This is a genomic window from Cryptosporangium phraense (assembly GCF_006912135.1).
Lineage (GTDB): Bacteria > Actinomycetota > Actinomycetes > Mycobacteriales > Cryptosporangiaceae > Cryptosporangium > Cryptosporangium phraense.
The window spans coordinates 356,882-373,763 of record NZ_VIRS01000003.1 but is presented as its reverse complement, the minus strand read 5'-3'; the positions used below and the strand labels follow the sequence as shown (position 1 = coordinate 373,763).

General features: G+C 71.9%; 16 protein-coding genes and 1 pseudogene. 7 read left to right on the top strand and 10 right to left on the bottom strand.

Going from position 1 to position 16,882, the window contains the following annotated elements; translation table 11 throughout:
- The first annotated feature begins 40 nt into the window (after positions 1–40).
- A complete protein-coding gene (locus tag FL583_RS06535; RefSeq protein ID WP_170323516.1) occupies positions 41–1,018 on the top strand; it encodes a serine hydrolase domain-containing protein in 978 nt (325 codons plus the stop codon).
- A 182-nt stretch (positions 1,019–1,200) separates the two neighbouring features.
- On the opposite strand, the gene FL583_RS06530 is transcribed toward FL583_RS06535, so the two are convergent.
- Positions 1,201–2,277, bottom strand: coding sequence for a YihY/virulence factor BrkB family protein (locus FL583_RS06530; protein WP_142703538.1), 1,077 nt, complete (start codon positions 2,275–2,277; stop codon positions 1,201–1,203).
- Positions 2,278–2,368: 91 nt separating this feature from the next.
- Positions 2,369–3,178, bottom strand: coding sequence for a YybH family protein (locus FL583_RS06525; RefSeq protein WP_142703537.1), 810 nt, complete (start codon positions 3,176–3,178; stop codon positions 2,369–2,371).
- Positions 3,179–3,275: 97 nt separating this feature from the next.
- Here FL583_RS06525 and FL583_RS06520 point away from each other — a divergent pair, with 97 nt between their 5' ends.
- The gene (locus FL583_RS06520; protein ID WP_142703536.1) at positions 3,276–3,785 is read left to right on the top strand and encodes a DinB family protein; all 510 of its coding nucleotides are present in this window, start codon (positions 3,276–3,278) and stop codon (positions 3,783–3,785) included.
- A gap of 1,465 nt (positions 3,786–5,250) precedes the next feature.
- On the opposite strand, the gene FL583_RS06515 is transcribed toward FL583_RS06520, so the two are convergent.
- The 3 genes from FL583_RS06515 to FL583_RS06505 form a co-directional block, all read right to left on the bottom strand.
- A complete protein-coding gene (locus FL583_RS06515) occupies positions 5,251–6,162 on the bottom strand; it encodes an RNA polymerase subunit sigma-70 (protein ID WP_142703535.1) in 912 nt (303 codons plus the stop codon).
- Positions 6,159–6,602, bottom strand: a complete 444-nt coding sequence (locus tag FL583_RS42370) for a GNAT family N-acetyltransferase (RefSeq protein WP_170323515.1) — start codon at positions 6,600–6,602, stop codon at positions 6,159–6,161. The genes FL583_RS06515 and FL583_RS42370 overlap by 4 nt, the downstream gene beginning before the upstream one ends.
- Positions 6,603–6,747: 145 nt before the next feature.
- The gene (locus tag FL583_RS06505) at positions 6,748–7,773 is read right to left on the bottom strand and encodes an SDR family oxidoreductase (RefSeq protein ID WP_142703533.1); all 1,026 of its coding nucleotides are present in this window, start codon (positions 7,771–7,773) and stop codon (positions 6,748–6,750) included.
- 74 nt (positions 7,774–7,847) lie between these two features.
- On the opposite strand from FL583_RS06505, the gene FL583_RS06500 reads away from it, so the two are divergent.
- Entirely contained in the window at positions 7,848–8,930 is a 1,083-nt protein-coding gene (locus FL583_RS06500) for a magnesium transporter CorA family protein (protein ID WP_240746595.1), read from the top strand.
- A 9-nt stretch (positions 8,931–8,939) separates the two neighbouring features.
- Here the strand turns inward: FL583_RS06500 and FL583_RS06495 are convergent, their stop codons facing one another.
- Positions 8,940–9,398, bottom strand: coding sequence for a group II truncated hemoglobin (locus FL583_RS06495; protein ID WP_142703532.1), 459 nt, complete (start codon positions 9,396–9,398; stop codon positions 8,940–8,942).
- A gap of 13 nt (positions 9,399–9,411) precedes the next feature.
- The gene (locus FL583_RS06490; protein ID WP_142703531.1) at positions 9,412–11,034 is read right to left on the bottom strand and encodes a methyl-accepting chemotaxis protein; all 1,623 of its coding nucleotides are present in this window, start codon (positions 11,032–11,034) and stop codon (positions 9,412–9,414) included.
- Positions 11,035–11,179: 145 nt separating this feature from the next.
- On the opposite strand from FL583_RS06490, the gene FL583_RS06485 reads away from it, so the two are divergent.
- Both FL583_RS06485 and FL583_RS06480 read left to right on the top strand, forming a co-directional pair.
- Positions 11,180–11,845 (top strand): histidine phosphatase family protein, encoded by a 666-nt coding sequence (locus FL583_RS06485; RefSeq protein ID WP_142703530.1) that lies wholly within the window; start codon positions 11,180–11,182, stop codon positions 11,843–11,845.
- A gap of 38 nt (positions 11,846–11,883) precedes the next feature.
- The gene (locus FL583_RS06480) at positions 11,884–12,672 is read left to right on the top strand and encodes a transglutaminase-like domain-containing protein (protein WP_142703529.1); all 789 of its coding nucleotides are present in this window, start codon (positions 11,884–11,886) and stop codon (positions 12,670–12,672) included.
- Here FL583_RS06480 and FL583_RS06475 read toward each other — a convergent pair.
- Positions 12,643–13,980 (bottom strand): AfsR/SARP family transcriptional regulator, encoded by a 1,338-nt coding sequence (locus tag FL583_RS06475; RefSeq protein ID WP_142703528.1) that lies wholly within the window; start codon positions 13,978–13,980, stop codon positions 12,643–12,645. The genes FL583_RS06480 and FL583_RS06475 overlap by 30 nt on opposite strands.
- 53 nt (positions 13,981–14,033) lie before the next feature.
- Here FL583_RS06475 and FL583_RS06470 point away from each other — a divergent pair, with 53 nt between their 5' ends.
- Together FL583_RS06470 and FL583_RS42820 are read left to right on the top strand one after the other, a co-directional pair.
- Positions 14,034–14,825 (top strand): alpha/beta hydrolase, encoded by a 792-nt coding sequence (locus FL583_RS06470; protein ID WP_142703527.1) that lies wholly within the window; start codon positions 14,034–14,036, stop codon positions 14,823–14,825.
- Between the two features lie 49 nt (positions 14,826–14,874).
- Positions 14,875–15,066 (top strand): annotated as a pseudogene (locus FL583_RS42820) (transposase); the annotation flags it as partial.
- A 252-nt stretch (positions 15,067–15,318) separates the two neighbouring features.
- Here the strand turns inward: FL583_RS42820 and FL583_RS06465 are convergent.
- Both FL583_RS06465 and FL583_RS39970 read right to left on the bottom strand, forming a co-directional pair.
- Positions 15,319–15,789: a MarR family winged helix-turn-helix transcriptional regulator gene (locus FL583_RS06465; RefSeq protein ID WP_142703526.1), complete on the bottom strand. Its 471-nt coding sequence runs from the start codon at positions 15,787–15,789 to the stop codon at positions 15,319–15,321.
- Positions 15,790–15,821: 32 nt separating this feature from the next.
- Positions 15,822–16,811: a hypothetical protein gene (locus tag FL583_RS39970; protein WP_170323514.1), complete on the bottom strand. Its 990-nt coding sequence runs from the start codon at positions 16,809–16,811 to the stop codon at positions 15,822–15,824.
- Positions 16,812–16,882 lie beyond the last annotated feature (71 nt).

The window sequence follows — 16,882 nt, the reverse complement described above, 5'->3', positions numbered from 1 at the left end:
GAGCCGCGCTCCGGCTCGTCGGCGAGACGATGATGAGCGCGTGGACCTGATCGAGGCGCGCGGGGCGGCCGCGCAGTTGTGCGTGATCCACGACGGCCGGGTCGTGATCGACGAGGCCTACGGCTGCGAGCCGGACGCGCTGTTCTGGCTCTTCTCGGCGAGCAAGCCGTACCTGGCCGTGCTGATCTACCAGCTGGCCGAGGCGGGGGCGCTCGACCTCGACGACCCGGTCGTCCGGCACTGGCCGGGGTTCGGGAAGCCGGAGATCACGATCCGGCACGTGTTACGGCACCGCTCCGGGCTGTACGGCACGCTCACCGGAGCCCTGACGATGACCGACTGGGACCGCTCGGTCCGCGCGATCGCCCGGGCCCGGCCGCGCTGGCCGGCCGGCGAGGTGTCGGCGTACAGCCCGATCGCGTTCGGGTTCATCCTCGGCGAGGTGGTTCAGCGGGTGACCGGCCGGGCCGTGCGTGACGTAATGGCCGAGCGTGTGCCCGGTGCCTACCTCGGTATCCCCGACGATCAGTGGCATCTTCAGGTACCGATCACCGTGCGTCACCCTCTGGGGCTGCTAGTCGAGGGGGTCGTCAACCGCCGGGCCACCCGGCAGGCGGTGATCCCGGCCGCCGGGATCTCCACGACCGCCCGCGGCCTGGCGGGGTTCTACGACGCGCTGCTGCGCGGCGAGTTGCTGAGGCCGGAGTCGCTGGCCGCGGCGGTCACGCCGAGCAACGACGGAGGGATGGACCCGGTCGCGCGGGCGCCGATCCGCTGGGCGCAGGGGTTTCAGTTGGGTGGGGGTGGGGGTGGGCCGCTGGGTGCTTCGAGTACGGCGCGGACTTTCGGTCACAACGGCAGCAATTGCTGCATCGGCTGGGCCGACCCGGAGCGTCGCCTGGCGTACGCGTACGTCACCAACCGGATCGAGGGGCGCCGGCTGGATGTCCGCCACCATGCGGCGGTGGCGGACGGTGTACGGATCCTGGTCCAGCGCGAGGGCGATCGTCTGGCGTAGCCCCGTTGTCAACGCGCCCGCCACAGCGCCGCCGCAGCGGGGGTGCGGACTGCGGGCCGCGCCGCCGGACCACGGCGGAGGGTGCACAGCAGAGGCAACGGCTCGGCGGGGCGGAACAGCGCGGCGCCGCCGGCTCGGAGGTGAGACGGCGGCGCCGGACTGCGGCCGCGAAAAGACGGCGACTAATGCTCGCCCAGCCCCCGCTCACTCCCCTTCTTGAGCTTACGGTCATCCCGGAGCTCCAGGAACGGCTCGTCCGTCGGGTCGTGCCCCGCCGCCGCCGCCCGGCCACGTTCGAGCTCGGCATCCAACTCCGCCCCGAGCAGAATCGCCAGATTCGAGACCCACATCCAGACCAGGAACGCGATCACCCCGCCCAGCGTCCCGTACGTCTTGTTGTAATTCGCAAAATTACCCAGGTAGATCGCGAAAGCGATCGACGCGACGATCCACAGGACCACCGCGAACAGACCGCCCGGGCTGACCCACCGGAACCCGCCGGTCTTCGCATTCGGGGAGGCCCAGTACAAAATCGCGAACATCAAGCTGATCAGCACCAGCAGCACCGGCCACTTCGCGATGCTCCACGTCGTCACCGCGGCCGAGCCGAGCCCGATCTTGTCCCCCACCACCTGCGCCAGATCCCCGGTGAAGATCACGATCGCAGCCGACACGATCAGCATCACGCCGACCACCGCGGTCACACCGACCCGGATCGGCAGCGTCTTCCAGATCGGCCGGCCCTCCGGGACGTCGTACACCGCGTTGGAGGCGCGCATGAACGCGGCGACGTACCCCGACGCCGACCAGAACGCGGCGAGAATACCGACGACCGCGGCCAGGCCGGCCGCGCCCGGGTCCTGGACCTGGTTCAGCACCGTGCCGACGAGGTCGCGCAACTGCTGGTTCGGCGCCAGCTCGTTGACCGCGTCCTGGACGGTCTGCTGACCGTTGTCGCTGAGCATGCCCAGGATCGACACGATCACCAGCAGGCCGGGGAAGATCGACAGCACGCCGTAGTAGGTCAGCGCCGCGGCCCAGTCGGACAGGTTGTCGCTGGAGTACTCCTTGAACGTGCGTCTGAGCGCGGCCCACAGGCCCTTGCCCTTCAGCGCGGTCGGGCTGTCCGGCCCGGCATGGGGCGGGACGGTGGAGAGGTCGTCGGGTACGTCGTCGCCGGTGCGGGTCGTGGCGGCGGCATCGATGTCGTTCTCCTCGTGCTCGTCATGGTCGTGCTTGCGGTTCCCCAGCAGCCTCATCGGCGTCTCCTCCCCAGCAGTAGCGCCTCCGCTGAGGCCGCCAGGGTCGGACATACCCAATGACGAAGACGCAATACGCGCGTCCCTGCTCCTACTTCGGACGCAAGTCCGTCCGGGCCGCGCCGGTCGTGGCGTCGGTCGGCCAGGAGACGTGCTGGTGCACCATCTGCCACGACCCCTCGACGCGTCGGAAGACCCGCGTTCCGCGGGACCACGTCTCCGGGACCGACCCGTCCGGCTGCTCGGCCGTCATCCGGTTGAGTCCCCAAGCGACCGCGAGGTCGTTCCGGACGACAATCCGCAGGTCGGGGACGGTCCAGGTCACGGTCCCGGTGCTCGCGTCGAGGCCTTCCGCGCACACTTTCCGGACGGCGTCCCGCCCGACGTGTTCGAGCGGCGCTTCGTGCTCATAGGAGACGACGTCGGTGGCGATCGCGGCTACGATCGCGTCCAGATCCTTGGCGGCGGTGCCGTCGTACCAGCGCTGGTGGATCGCCCGGATCGGTTCGTCCGACTCGTCCGGAGTGGTGAACGAGTGGTGTTCGTGGGCGATCAGCCAGTGGCCGTCGGCCTTGCGCAGGCCGAGGGTCAGACGGAGACGGCGGTCCGGCTCGGCCGTGAGCTCGGCGGCGCTGCCGCAGCGCAGCAGTGCGAAGGCGAAGGCGACGTCGTCGCCGGCAGTGATCTCGAGCTCGGTGAACTCGAAGACGGCGCCCGATGCCTGCCAGGCGAAGAACGGCGGCCAGGTGTCGCGGTAGGCGTCGAGTCCGCGGACGCCGTTCTCCGGCGGAGGGACGTCGAACATGACGATGTCGGGGGCGTGGTGCGCGAGCACGCCGGCCAGGTCGCCGGTGTGCACGGCCAGCGCCCAGCGCTCGATCAGCTCTCGGATCTGTTCCATACCTCTGTAACCCGGTGGGCCGGCCGGACTCATCGCCGACGCTCCGGAATTTGGTCGGAGGGGTAGGAGAGGATGGGGCCGAGCGAAAGGGGCTGGTGTGGACGACGATCTTCGGGTGGGGCCGCCGTTGGCCGGGGGCGAGCGCGAGACGTTGCGGGCGTACCTGGAGTACCACCGGGCGACGCTCGCGATGAAGTGCGCCGATCTGACCGACGAGCAGTTGCGGGAGCAGTCGATGCCGCCGTCGACGCTGTCGTTGCTGGGGTTGGTGCGGCATCTGGCCGAGGTCGAGCGGACGTGGTTCCGGCGGGTGTTCGAGGAGCCCGACATTCCGTTGGTGTGGTCGGACTCGCTGGATTTTCAGGCCGCTTATGACGCGAGTGGGTCGGGTCGGAGTGAGGCGTTCGCGGCCTGGATCAGTGAGATCGAGCATTCGCGGAGGATCGAGCGGGCGGCGGCGTCGCTGGAGGTGGTGGGGCATCAGCCGCGGTGGGGGGAGGATGTTTCGCTGCGGATGGTGATGGTTCATGTGTTGCTGGAGTACGGGCGCCACAATGGGCACGCGGATTTGATTCGGGAGGGGGTTGACGGGGTGGTTGGCGCTTAGCGATGTGAGGCTCGGGCCGGCGAACCTTGCGACGCCGCGGATTCGACCGCGCCTGTCCATCGCCGGCCGCCGCGGCCTCACAGGCGATGCGCCGAGCCGGTGCGGAATGCTCGCCACCTCTGCCGAGGAGGGCAGTGTCGATGCCCCGACGCGGCAGCTGACCGTATTTGCCGTTGCGCCGGCCCGAGGCAAGAGTTGACGACTCTCGCCACCGCCGCAGAGCACTCCTCGCGGCGACAGAATGCGCACACCATTACGGCCGCTGCCATCGGGGAGCTCTCGCGAGCGTCGCGGAATATGCATCGGCCGGCGAGGTGCGCGGCCGTGGACGAACGTTCATCGCCGCCCTCGCGAAGCCCGGCCATCACGTGAAGCCCGGCCATTGCAGGGAGCGCGGCGACTACGGGGAGCGCGGCGACGCCGCCTCTCGCTGGTGGGGCGGCGGTGCAGGACGCGGCGGTGCGGCGGCGGGCGACTGGCGTTCGGCATTCGTGTAGACCTCAGTTGCTGCGTCTCGAGATGGGCGATCGCCGCGCGGCTCTTGGATGGGCCGGTCGGCGAGTGGCTTACGAGCGGCCGCTAGCCCTGCGTTCGGGTTGGGCCTCCAATTCGGCGCCCGGACTTCCTCCTATCACCACTGCGCGCCGCCATCGCCACTCGCTCGCCGCTGCCCTGGCCGCCGCCGCGAAGGCCGCCGACTGCGATGTCCGCCCACCGCGAGGCCTCGCCCCTTGATCGCGCCGCCACTTCCTCCGCCCGCCTTCTTAAGCGCCGCTACCCATAGCCCGCCCGCCGCTGCCCCGGCCTCCGCCCTGCACTAGCCCAGCCTCCGCACCACGACTGCCCGCGCCCTCCGCCCTGCCACTGCCCCGGCCTCCGCTCTGCCACTGCCCCTGCCACTGCCCCGGCCTCGTGCCGCCACTGCCCCGGCTTCCGCAGCGACCCCGCCCGCGGCCTCCGCCCGCTAATGCCCGCGGCCTTCGCCCGACGCTGGCGCTGCCTCCGCGTCTGACGCTGCCGCTGACCCCCGCCCGCCGCTGGCGCCGCTCCCGACCGCCGCTGCCGCTGCTACTTCCCTCCGTTGCGGCTGCCCGCCGCCCGTGACCGCCGCCGTCGCCGCTGCTCGCGCACCGGCGCTGCCGCTGCCCGCCGCCCGTCCGGCCCACCGCCTCGTGATGCCGACCGGCCACGGTGCCAGCTCCCTCGCCCCATTCGCTGCATGCAGGCTCTCGGCGACGGTCGCCAGGCCTCACCATCGCCTCTTCGGCGACCCACTGCCCCATAAACCCTTCTCGGGCTTGAGCACGATTCCGACTGCAGGCTTCAGGTTGCGTCCGCTAAGCGGTCAAGCCGAACAGCATGGGCGGAGGAACAACGGGCGACCACGGCGCAATCCGATTCAAAATCGGTTACTCGCTGCTTCGGGCGCTCGGCTGGCCTTCTCGGTTGCTCCGCCCACCAATCCCTACAGCCCCGCCGGCAAGCCGAAAATCTCGAAATCCGCCGTCAGGAACGAGACGACCTCGGTGACTTGACCCCCGCGCATCGTCAGTACGTCCAGTCCCCCCGGCCGCCAACCGTCCTCCCACAGATACGTCCCAAAAGCCGGCTGCCCATTCGCCACCGTCGCCCGGAACCGCCACCGATACTCCAGCGGCCCCTCCACCAAGAACCCGCGGATCGCGTCCACCCCCGAGAACACCGCCGGCTCCGGCGGCATCGAATACCGTGCATCGTCGGCGAACAACGCGACGATCGCGTCCACATCCCCCGACTCCCAGGCCGCCGCATAGCGCCGCGCCAACTCCCACACCCCCGGATCGACCGGATCCGCCGCCACCGGCAGCGGAACCGAACGCCGGGCGCGCTGCAGCGCGCTGTTCACGGCCGGAACACTGGTCGACAACAGCTCCGCCACCTCGGCCGCCGAGAACCCCTGAGCCTCCCGCAGCAACAGCACCGCCCGCTGCAGCCCGGGCAGACCCTGGATCGCGGTCACGAACGCCAGCTCCAAATGCTCCCGCCCCACGACCAGCGCCTCCGGCCCCGGCGCCTCCGCCCCCAGCGCCCCCGGCCCCAGCGACTCTGCCCCCAACGACTCCGCCCCCAGCTCCTCCGGCCCCGGATAAGGCTCGACGAACTCCGAAACACCGCGCCCACCAAGCACCGTCAAACACCGGTTCGTCGCGATCCGATAGAGCCACGGCCGAACCCCGCTCCCCCGATCCTCGAACCGCTCGATCGCCTTCCACGCCCGGACCAACGTCTCCTGCACCACATCGTCGGCATCGTGCACGGACCCCAGCATCCGATAGCAGTGCGCGTGCAGTTCGCCGCGCAGCGGCGCGACCAGCTGCGAGAAGTCCTCCGGTGTCAAAGCGAGCGCCGCATCCGCACCCGGGTGAGCGTCTCGCCATCGATCGCCACGCTCTCGACGGCCTCACGCACGTACCCGCACCGGACGAACACCGGCGCCGCCCGCCACGACGCGTGCGTCACCAGCGTGTCGATCCCCGCCTCCGACGCCACCTCGTCGACCGCGGCGAGCAGCCCGGCTCCCACGCCCCGCCCACCGAACGCCGGATCCACGAACAACTGGTCGACCTCACCCCGCTCGAGCGCCCCCCACGGCTCCAACGCCACCGACACGAACCCGGCGAGGCCCCCGCCTGCGGCGGCGAAGCCCCCGCCACCCCCGCAGCCCCCGCCCGCGGCGGCGAATCCCCCGCCTGCGGCGGCGAAGCCCCCGCCACCCCCGCAGCCCCCGCCCGCGGCGGCGAAGCCCCCGCCACCCCCGCAGCCCCCGCCAACCCCCACCAACGTCACCGTGTGCAGAACCAGCAACCGATGCTGAGAAACCGACCTGCGCCCGGCCCAAGCCTCCAGCTCCCCCGCCGAATAGAACCCGGCCGCCGACTCCCGAATAGCCCGCACACTCAGCGCATACAGCGCCTCGGCATCCTCAGGCTCTCCCCGCCGTACGTCCACCCGCCGACCGTACCTGCCGGGCATGCACCGCCCTCACCACCGACGTCACCAGCTCCCCGGGCCGCGGCACCCGCGCGGCCAGCCGGGTCAGCGCGCTGTGCTGCAGCACCCGCCCCGGGTACGTCCCGCGCACCGCGCCGGGCTCGCTCAGCGGACCGTCGAGGTTGTCCACTCCGTTGTCCGGCCGCTCGTACTCCTGCGACGTCCGGGCGAGCCGGCGCACGGCCATGAACCCGTCGGCGAGCGCCGGCGACACCCGCTGGGCGACGTAGAACCCGAGCGCCGAGTCGCCGACCGGAACCTCGCGCCGGGGCCGTTCGCAGGCCGCGACGATCGCGTCGGCCACGATCTCGGGCGCGTACACCGGCGGCGGCGGCTTCGGCCAGGCCCCGAGCTTGCTCCGGCCGTGGTCGTAGAGCGGGGTGTCGATCGCGGCCGGCAGCACGGTCGTCACCGAGATCGGCTCGCCGTCCTGGGCCAACTCGACCCGCAACGCGTCGTAGAACGCCAGCAGCGCGAACTTGCTCGCGCTGTACGGCGCCTGCAGCGGCACCGTGCGGATGCTCTCCACCGACGCGACGCCGATGATCCCGCCGCCACCGGCCCGGCGCAGCGCGGGCAGCGCCGCGTGCACTCCGTGCACCGAGCCCAGGTAGTTCACCCGCATCACGCGGTCGAACTCCTCGCCGGTGATGTCCTCGATCCGCCCCCAGATCGCGACCCCGGCGTTGTTCACCCAGGTGTCGATCCGTCCGAATTCGCGTTCGGCGGTGTCGGCCAGCGCACGCACGGCGTCCGCGTCCGCCACGTCGGTCGGTACGGCGACGGCCCGGCCTCCGGCGCTCCGGATATCGTCCACCAAGGTGGAGAGCCGGTCCGCGCCGCGGGCCGCCACCACCACCCGGGCGCCGCGCGCGGCCAGGGCCGCGGCCGCGGCGCGGCCGATTCCGGTCGACGCGCCGGTCACGACGACGACCTGTTCGTTCAACGGTCTCACCATGCCGACGCTCTACCCGAGACCGACGCAGCTACGCAGGCCTGCGTCGATTCGCGGAGATGCGAAGCTGAACAACTGTGACCGAAGCGCACGTTCCCGCCCCCGAACCGGCCCCGGGCGACCCGCAGACGCCCGGCGGCACCGACCGGAGCGTCACGAAGGCGATCCCACCGAAGTGCCCGACGCGCACCCGCCTGTACCGGGACGGCGAGGTCGTCGCGGAAGGCTTCCCGGCCGAGGAGATCGCCGCGCGCCTGGCGTCGGCCGACGACGGGTTCGTGTGGCTGGACCTGCACGAACCGGACGAGGCCGACCTCGGCATCGTCGTGCGGGAATTCGGCCTGCACCCGCTCGCGGTCGAGGACGCGCTCCAACAGGATCAGCGGCCGAAGCTCGACCGCTACCGCACCCACCTGTTCGCGAACATGTACGCGGTCGCGTTCGACGACGAGTCGGCGGAGCTGACGAGCAGCGAGGTCAGCGCGTTCATCACCCCGCGGGCGCTGATCACCGTGCGGAAGGCCGCGTTCGACGTCGACGCGCTGATGGCGCGCTGGGACGCGACCCCGGAGCTGGCCTCGGCCGGCATCGGCTTCCTCGTGCACGGGCTGCTCGACGCGGTCGTCGACGGGCAGTACGACGCGACCGAGCGGCTCGACAACTCCCTCGACGCGCTGGAGGACCGGCTCTTCGAGCCGCGCCGCGACCCCGGCGTCGACATCCGGCGGCGGGCGTTCGAGCTCCGGCGGGCCGCGCTGCAACTGCGCCGGGTCGTCGCGCCGATGCGCGAGGTCATCGAGCGCATCCTGCGCAACGCCGGCGAGCACCACCTCGCGCACGATTTCCTGACGCCCTACTACGAGGACGTCCACGATCACGTCCTTCGGGCCGCGGAGACCACCGAGAACGCGCGGGACCGGATCGCCAGCATCCTCGAGAGCGAGCAGAACATCCAGGGCCAGCAGCTCAACGAGGTGACGAAGAAGCTGGCCGCGTGGGCCGCGATCATCGCGGTGCCGACCGCGGTGACCGGCTACTACGGCCAGAACGTGCCGTATCCCGGCTTCGAGCACCACGCCGGCTGGATCGTCAGCACGACCGTGATCATCGTGCTGTCCGGCGCCCTGTGGCTGCTGCTCCGCCGCCGAGGCTGGCTATAGAGGCTGGCTCTAAGGCTGATACGGCGGGGCCACACCCCAGCCCCAGTGCGGCATCGGCGCCTCCTGCACCACGTCGGCTCCGGGGGCCGAGTTCGCCAGCGCGATCCGCGTCCCCCACTCGACGTAGCCGACGAACGCGGCGCGGAACTCCGGGTCGGCCGGCAGGCCGGCGTCGTCGGCGGCCAGGCTCATCAGCGAGGCGAACCGGAACCGCTGATCCGTGGTGATCCCCAGGCCGACGTGCTTGTTCACCATGTGGTGGTAGCCGCCGTACCGCTCCGAGTAGGCGGCCGGCCCGCCGAACACCTCGCTCCACCAGGCGATCACGTGGACGCGGTGCTCCTCCGACACCCCGCCCGGGAACAGCGGCGAGAGCAGCGGATCCTGCTCCACCCGGTCGTAGAACGCGTTGATCAGGCGCTCGAACGCAGCGCCGCCGCCGGCCCAGTCGTACAGCGAAGGAGTCACTGCAACACTGTAATCAAATTCTGAAGCGAGAAACCAGCGCCTGCAGATCCGACGACATCCGGGCCAGCTCCTCGGCCGACCGCTGGGTGTCCGCGACCGTCGAGGTCGTCGTCTGGGCCGCCGAGGCCACGCTCGCGATGTTGTCGGCGATGCTGGTCGACCCGGTCGAGGCCTCCATGATCGAGCGGCTCATCTCGTTCGTGGTGGCGGTCTGCTCCTCGACGGCCGAGGCGATCGTCATCTGGTAGTCGTTGATCTGGGCGATGATCCCGGAGATCTCCGAGATAGCCGACACGGCCGACTCGGTGTCGGCCTGGATCGCCTCGACCCGCTTCGAGATGTCCTCGGTCGCCTTCGCGGTCTCCTGGGCCAGGTCCTTGACCTCGTTCGCGACGACCGCGAAGCCCTTGCCCGCCTCGCCGGCCCGGGCGGCCTCGATCGTCGCGTTCAGCGCCAGCAGGTTCGTCTGCTCGGCGATGCTCGTGATCACCTTCACCACGTTGCCGATCTCCACCGACGACTCGCCCAGCTTCGCGACCGTCGCGTTGGTCGCCGCGGCCGCGTCCACGGCCTGCGAGGCGACGCCGGCGGCGTCGTTGGCCGACTGCGAGATCTCCCGGATCGCCGACCCCATCTCCTCGGTACCGGCCGCGACCGTCTGCACGCTCCGGGAGACGTCTTCCGACGCCGACGCGAGCACGCTGGTCTGGGCGGACGTGTCCATCGCGGTCCCGGAGATCGACTCGGCGGACGCGGTGAGCTGGCGCGAGGAGTCCGACAGCGTGCGGGCCGAGCTGGCCAGTGCCGACACGGTCTGCCGGATCGACTCGATCGCCCGGTTCACCGCGGTCGCCATCCGGCCCACCTCGTCGCCCGAGTCGACCGGCGCGTGCTGGGTGAGGTCACCGTCGGCGACCCGGTTGAGCGCGTCCTCGACCCGGCTCAGGCGACGGCTGATGCCCCGCCCGATCGTCACCGCGATCGCGATCGCCGCGATCAGGCCGACGACCAGCACGATCGCGATCAGCGTCCGGGCGCCGGCGGCCGAGGAGTGGGCGCTGCTGGCCGCGGCCGCCGACTCCTCGCTCTCCAGGTTGTTCAGCGCGCTCATCGTCGTCGTGAACGCCTTCTCGGTCCGGGCGAACTCGGCGTTCATCGCCGCCGTGTTGGCCGGCGCGCTGACCCCGGCCGGCATCGGGTCCTTGAACAGGATGTTGTTGGCCAGCGCCACGTAGGTCGTGAACGCCTCGTCGAAGTCCCCGACCTGCTTCTTCCACTCGGCCGAGTCGTTCGGGTGCGACTTGAACTCGGTGAACGCCTTGGTGACCGCGGCCTGGCCGTTCTTCACCTGCTGCTCGGTGGTCGTGTCGGTCGGCGCGACGTAGATGTTCAGGATCCCCCGGTACATCTGGGCGAGGCCGGCCTCGATGTCGACCAGCGCGTTCAGCCGGGTGATGTTGTCGTTCTTGACGCCCTGGATCTTGTTGTCCAGGCTCCCCAGGCGCTGCCAGGCGAGCCCACCGGTCACCAGCGCGACGATCGCGACGACGGCGACCGAGAGCAGGATCTTCTGCCCGACCCCGAGGCCGCCGAGCCGGCCCCCCGCACTTGTGTTCGACTCCACCGAGCTGGTCATGCGTGCTCCGACCTCGCGCCGACCGGCTCGCGCCGATCGTCCGACAGTTGTGAGTTCCGATCGGCCGGAAGGCGACCTCGCTGAGGGTTTTGCACCGCGGGCGCGACTCGGCTGCACCCCGGAGGCATTTGGGAGGATGGAGGCCATGCGCCTGATCCTGATCCGCCACGGCCAGACCTCGTCGAACCTCGCCCACCTCCTCGACACGGGGACCCCGGGCCCAGGTCTGACGGAGCTCGGCTCCGAACAGGCAGCTGCGCTGCCGGGCGAGCTGTCCGGCGAACCCATCGAGGCCATCTACGTCTCCAGCCTCATTCGGACGCATCTGACGGCGGCGCCGCTGGCCGAGGCGTTCGGTCTAGAGCCGCGGATCCGGCCGGGCATCCGCGAGGTGGAGGCGGGCGCGCTGGAGATGGCCAGCGACGACGACTCGGTGCGCACCTACCTGACGACGGTGTTCGGCTGGAGCCGCGGTGCCGTCGAGGAGCGCATGCCCGGCGGCGAGTCCGGCGTCGAGGCGCTCGGCCGCTTCGACGCGGTCGTCGCCGAGGCCGCCGCCGACGGCGCCGAGACCGTGGCGATGGTCAGCCACGGCGCGGCGATCCGCATGTGGGTGGCGGCCCGGGCGACGAACCTGGACGTCGATTTCGCGGCCGAGAACCCGCTGAACAACACCGGGATCGTCGTCCTGGAGGGCTCGCCGTCGGACGGCTGGAAGGCGCTGACCTGGGAGGGCAAGGCGGTCGAGCTCCCCGACGACCTCGGCGACGACGAAGACAGCGGCCCGGCCGGCCGGCCCGTGGACGAATGACCGGCCCGAGGTGAGGCCGGGCCCCTAAGATCGCACAGGTGTCCATCGATTACGCCGCGCCGGGGCCGTTGACGACGCTGACCGACGCTCCGGCGCTGGCGTCGGTGGCGGCCGACCCGGTGGCGGTGTGCGCGCCGGTGCACGGGCTGATCGTGCAGCCGACCGACCCCGGCGCCCCGCCCGATCGGCTCGACGAGAAGCAGCTCCGGCCGGCCTCGGCGATCGTCGCCCGGCTGCTCGACCTCGACCCCGCTCCGCTGTCGTCGGTGCGCCCACCGGCCGCGCGGGTCGTCGGAACCTGCCGGCACTACGCGGTGCTGAGCTGCGCGCTGCTCCGCTATCGCGGGATCCCCGCCCGGGCCCGCTGCGGGTTCGCGACCTACTTCCAGCCCGGCCGCGGCCTCGACCACTGGATCACCGAGTACCACGACGGCTCCCGGTGGGTCCGGATCGACACCGAGGCGATGGGCCTGACCGTGCTGTCGCACCCCGACGACCTGCGCCCGGGCGAGTTCCTCACCGGCGGCGAGGCCTGGGCCGCCCACCGGCGCGGTGAGCTCGACGCGTCGACGTTCGGGGTCTTCGGCACCGAGAACTGGGGGCCGGCCGAGATCAGCGGCAACGCCGTCCGCGACCTGGCCGCGCTGAACAAGGTCGAGATGCTCCCCTGGGACGAGTGGGGCCGGATGACCGACGCCTACGACGGCAAGACCGGCCCCGACTACGACGCGCTGATCGACCGGGTCGCCGAGGCCTGCGCGTCCGAGGATGTCGCCGGGCTCTACCGGCACGACGACCTACGCGTTCCCGGTGCCCTGATCGGTTAGCGGGAGGGGCGCGGCGCCCTCGTGGGCGATCAGGCCGGTGAGGCAGTGCCGGCTGACCGCGACGACCAGACAGTTCGGGTCGCCGGGCAGGACGTCCCGGACCTGCTGGCTACCGGCCGCGTCGTCGAGCACGAACAGCAGGCGGCGGCCGCGGACCGCGTCCCGGAACGCGGCGGCGACGCCGTCGGCGTCCGCCTCGGGAGCGGGAGGCGGCGCGCCGAGCGCGTCGAGGAGACCGCGGAGGACCCGCGTCGGGCTCAGCCCGGCCCGGTCCTCCCCGCGCAGGCCCGCGTAGAACTGACCGTCGGGGAACTGGTCGGCGATCTGGTGCGCCCAGTAGAGCGCGAAGTCGGTCTTGCCGACGCCCGGCTCGCCGGTGACCGCCAGGATGCGATGCCCGGCCGTGGGCGGCCGCGTGAGCGCGGCCTTCGCCGCGGTGAGCTCCCGCTCCCGCCCGATCAGCCGGCCGGGCCCGTCCGGCAACCCCGCCCGCGCGACGACGTCCGCCGGGTGCCTGCCTCCATGCGGACGCTGAGCCGTCTCCCCGACGCGCCGGTGGGCGTCGAGGAGCGCCGGGCTCGGAGCTACGCCCAGATCGGCGGCGAGCCGGTCCCGGATCCCCGCGAACACCGCGAGCGCCTCGGCCCGCTGACCGGCGCCGGCCAACGCCTCGATCAAACGGGCGTGCAACGGTTCGTCCAGCGGATGCCGGGCGGCGATCGCGACCAGGTGCGGCACCACCGGCCGTTCCCGCCCGGCGCGCCGAGCCGCGTCGGCCGCGGCCACGGCCGCGTTCACCCGCTCCCGCTCCAGCGCCTGGAACGGCGCGGCCTGGGCCAGCGGGAACGGCAACCCCGCCCCCGGCTCGCCGGCCGCGAGCTCCAGCGCCCGCAGCCACAGGTCGGCCGCCGTCCCGGCGTCCGTCTGGTCCTGCGCCCGGAGGACGAACTGCCGGAACCGGCGGACGTCGCACGACGTGGCGTCGACCCGCACCAGATAACCGGAGCCCGACCGGACGAGCCACCGCCCGGCGGTCCGGGCCGGAAGGCCGGGCTCGAAGAGCCGGCGGAGCGCGCCCACGTGCCGGTGCAGCAGGTTGACCGCGCTCGCGCTGGGCCGCTCGGCCCAGATCAGGTCGACGAGGTCGGAGACGCTGACCGTCCGGCCGTCGGCGGCCAGCAGGATCGCGAGCAGCGCCCGCCGCTGCGGCGGCCCCAGCTCCAGCCGCTGCTGGGTGCGCCAGGCCCGTACCCCGCCGAACAGGCCGAAGTAGACCTTCGGCCCGGGGAGCAGCTCCTCCTCGGTCACCCCTCGACCGTAACGGTCACTCGATGGTCACCGCACCTTTCTAACCTGCGCGCATGAGCACTCCCGTCCTCTTCGTCCACGGCCTCTGGCTGCACTCGTCCTCGTGGGAGCCCTGGGTCGCCCGGTTCCGGGACGCGGGCTACGCCCCGCTCGCCCCCGGCTGGCCCGGGGAGGCCGCGACGGTCGCCGAGGCCCGCGCGGACGCCGACGCGCTCGCCGCCGACGGCATCGACGAGGTCGTCGCGCACTACGCCAAGCTCATCGACGGGCTGGGCAGCAAGCCGATCCTGGTCGGGCACTCGTTCGGCGGCATGTTCGCTCAGAAGCTGCTCGGGCAGGACCTCGCGCTCGCGGCCGTCGCGATCGACGCGGCCCAGATCAAGGGCGTGCTGCCGCTCCCGCTGTCGGCGCTGCGCTCGACGCTGCCGGTGTTCCGGAACCCGGCCAACCGGCACCGCACCGTGTCGCTGACCGCCGAGCAGTTCCGGTACGCGTTCGGCAACGCGATCCCGCCGTCGGAGTCCGACGAGCTCTTCGACCGGTGGACGATCCCGGCGCCCGGCCGTCCGCTGTTCGAGGCCGCGACCGCGAACTTCGACCCGCACTCGCCGGCCGCGGTCGACACCGCCAACCGGTCGCGCGGGCCGCTCCTGCTGATCACCGGCGGTCAGGACCACACGGTGCCGAACGCGGTGACGCGGGCGACGCTCAAGCAGTACCGCCACTCCGACACGGTCACCGACCTGATCGACTTCCCCGACCGCGGTCACTCGCTGACGATCGACCACGGCTGGGGCGAGATCGCCGACACGGTCCTGAACTGGCTCCGCCAGCAGGAGCTCTGACCCGAGGCCGCCCGCCCGCCCACTCAGTGGTTGAGCTGCGCCTTCCGGTATTCGTGTCGCGGTTGGTGGTGGAGAGCTGACCGATCGGGCGCGGGCGGCGATCGAGCCGTTGTTTCCAACGTCCGGCCGGGGCCAGCAGTGGCGTGATCACCGACAGGTCATCAACGCCATCCGGTGACAGCGGCAAACCGACGCTCGGTGGCGTGACCTGCCCGAACGCTACGGTCCGTTGAAGACCGCACCGCGAGCCACCCCGCCGCCGACGGAGCCGATGCGTATCTGCTCACCGGCGGTCAGGCTGGCGACAACCCCCGACGACATCCGGGTCGCCCGGATCGGCCCGGGCGACCCCGCACCCGACCTGACCGGGTCATTGCGAACGAGGCCGACCCGCGCGAGCGGCGGATCCCGTTCACCTGTCCGGAACGCTCCGACCAGACCGCCCGGCGAGCCGCGAAGGGCCCGGCCGGAGGCGACTCCGCCGACAAGGGCTTCAGTCGCGGCGCTGCCAGGGGCGGCCGGCTATCGGGGTGTCGTTGCGGACGGCGTGGGCGATCGAGGACTCTAGCTTGGTGAGCAGCCGGGCGAGCTCGCGTACGTCGTCGTCGTCCCACTCGGCGGTGAACAGCGCGAAGCGCTGGAGGCCTCGCTCGGTGAGCGCGTCGTACTGGGCCCGGCCGGCCTCGGTGAGCGAGACGAAGAACGACCGGCGGTCGTTCTCGTCGACGGTCAGCTCGACCAGGCCGTCGGCCGAGAGCTCCTGCAGTTGCTTGGTGACCGACGCCCGGGAGAGCGCCAGGTGGGTGGCGAGGTCGGACGGGCGCGGTTCGGACCCCTCGGCGACCGCGCGCAGGATCGCCAGCCGGGCCGCGCCGGTCCGGGCGCGGCTGGCGCGGGCCACGTTGCCGCTCACCCGCACCAGCACGGCCGACATCTCGGCGACGGACTCACGGCTCGGCGGCATGCGTCGACCGTAAGCCAACCGGGCCCGTCACCTCACACCTCCTCGGCCGGCGTCCGCCGGAAGGCGAGCACCACGAGCCGCAGCACGAGCGCGTCGAGCAGCAGGTTGCCGACCAGGAACACCGCACCCTCGAGGCTCAGCCCGACGTGCTGGTACCCCCGCCAGACGTAGACCCCCAGCACCGCGGCGGCCACCGCCAGCACGTGCCGGGCGCTCCACCCGGGCCGACGGCTCCAGACGAGCAGCAAGCCGGTGGCCACCGCCACCACGAGCACCTGCATCGCGACCGTGCCCCACGGGGTCAGTGCGTCCACCACCCACGGCGCGCTGAGGTACACCGAAGCGAGCACGAACACCACGACGCCGACCACCACGTACCCGGGGGCGGCGGCCGCCCCGGCCGGGCCCGGGCGCCCCGGCACCAGCAGCGCGCACGCGACCAGCACCACCACCACGACCAACGCCTCGGCGAACCGGTACCACGGCGCCACGAAGTCCTGCGTGCTCAGCGTGAACACGAAATTGAGCACGCACCCGACCACGAACACCACCGCCGTCACGATCAGACCCCGCCGCCCGAGCCACGGCTCGTACCGCCGCTCCGGAGTCAACGCTTCGACCAGCGCGATCGGCGCCCCGATGCTCCCCAGCACGTGCAGGCTCACCACGAAGAACGCCCACACGAGCCCGGTCCCCAGCCACGCCACGTGCGCCGGCCGCAGCAGATGCTCCCCGACGTAATCGGGGTCGAACAACGACTGCGTGACGACCCCCTCCTCGAAGACGCCGTACGCCAGCGCCAGCAGCAGGATCCCCGGCCAGCGCAGCCCCCGCCGCCGCGCGACCTCGCGGATCAGCAGCGCACCCCCGCCGTACATCGGCGCCAGCAGCACGATCGCCGGCAGCAGCACGATCGGCAGGTCCCCGAGCAGGTACTCGCCCACCAGCGGCGCCAGCACGAACAGCCCCACCACGGGCGTCCGTAAGCGGGCGAACCGGTGCCTCGGCGTGGTCTCGATCATCGAACGCCTCCCCGTCCAGAGATGACCCCGACCGTAAACTAGTTAATTCATTGAATCAACTAGTTGCCGAT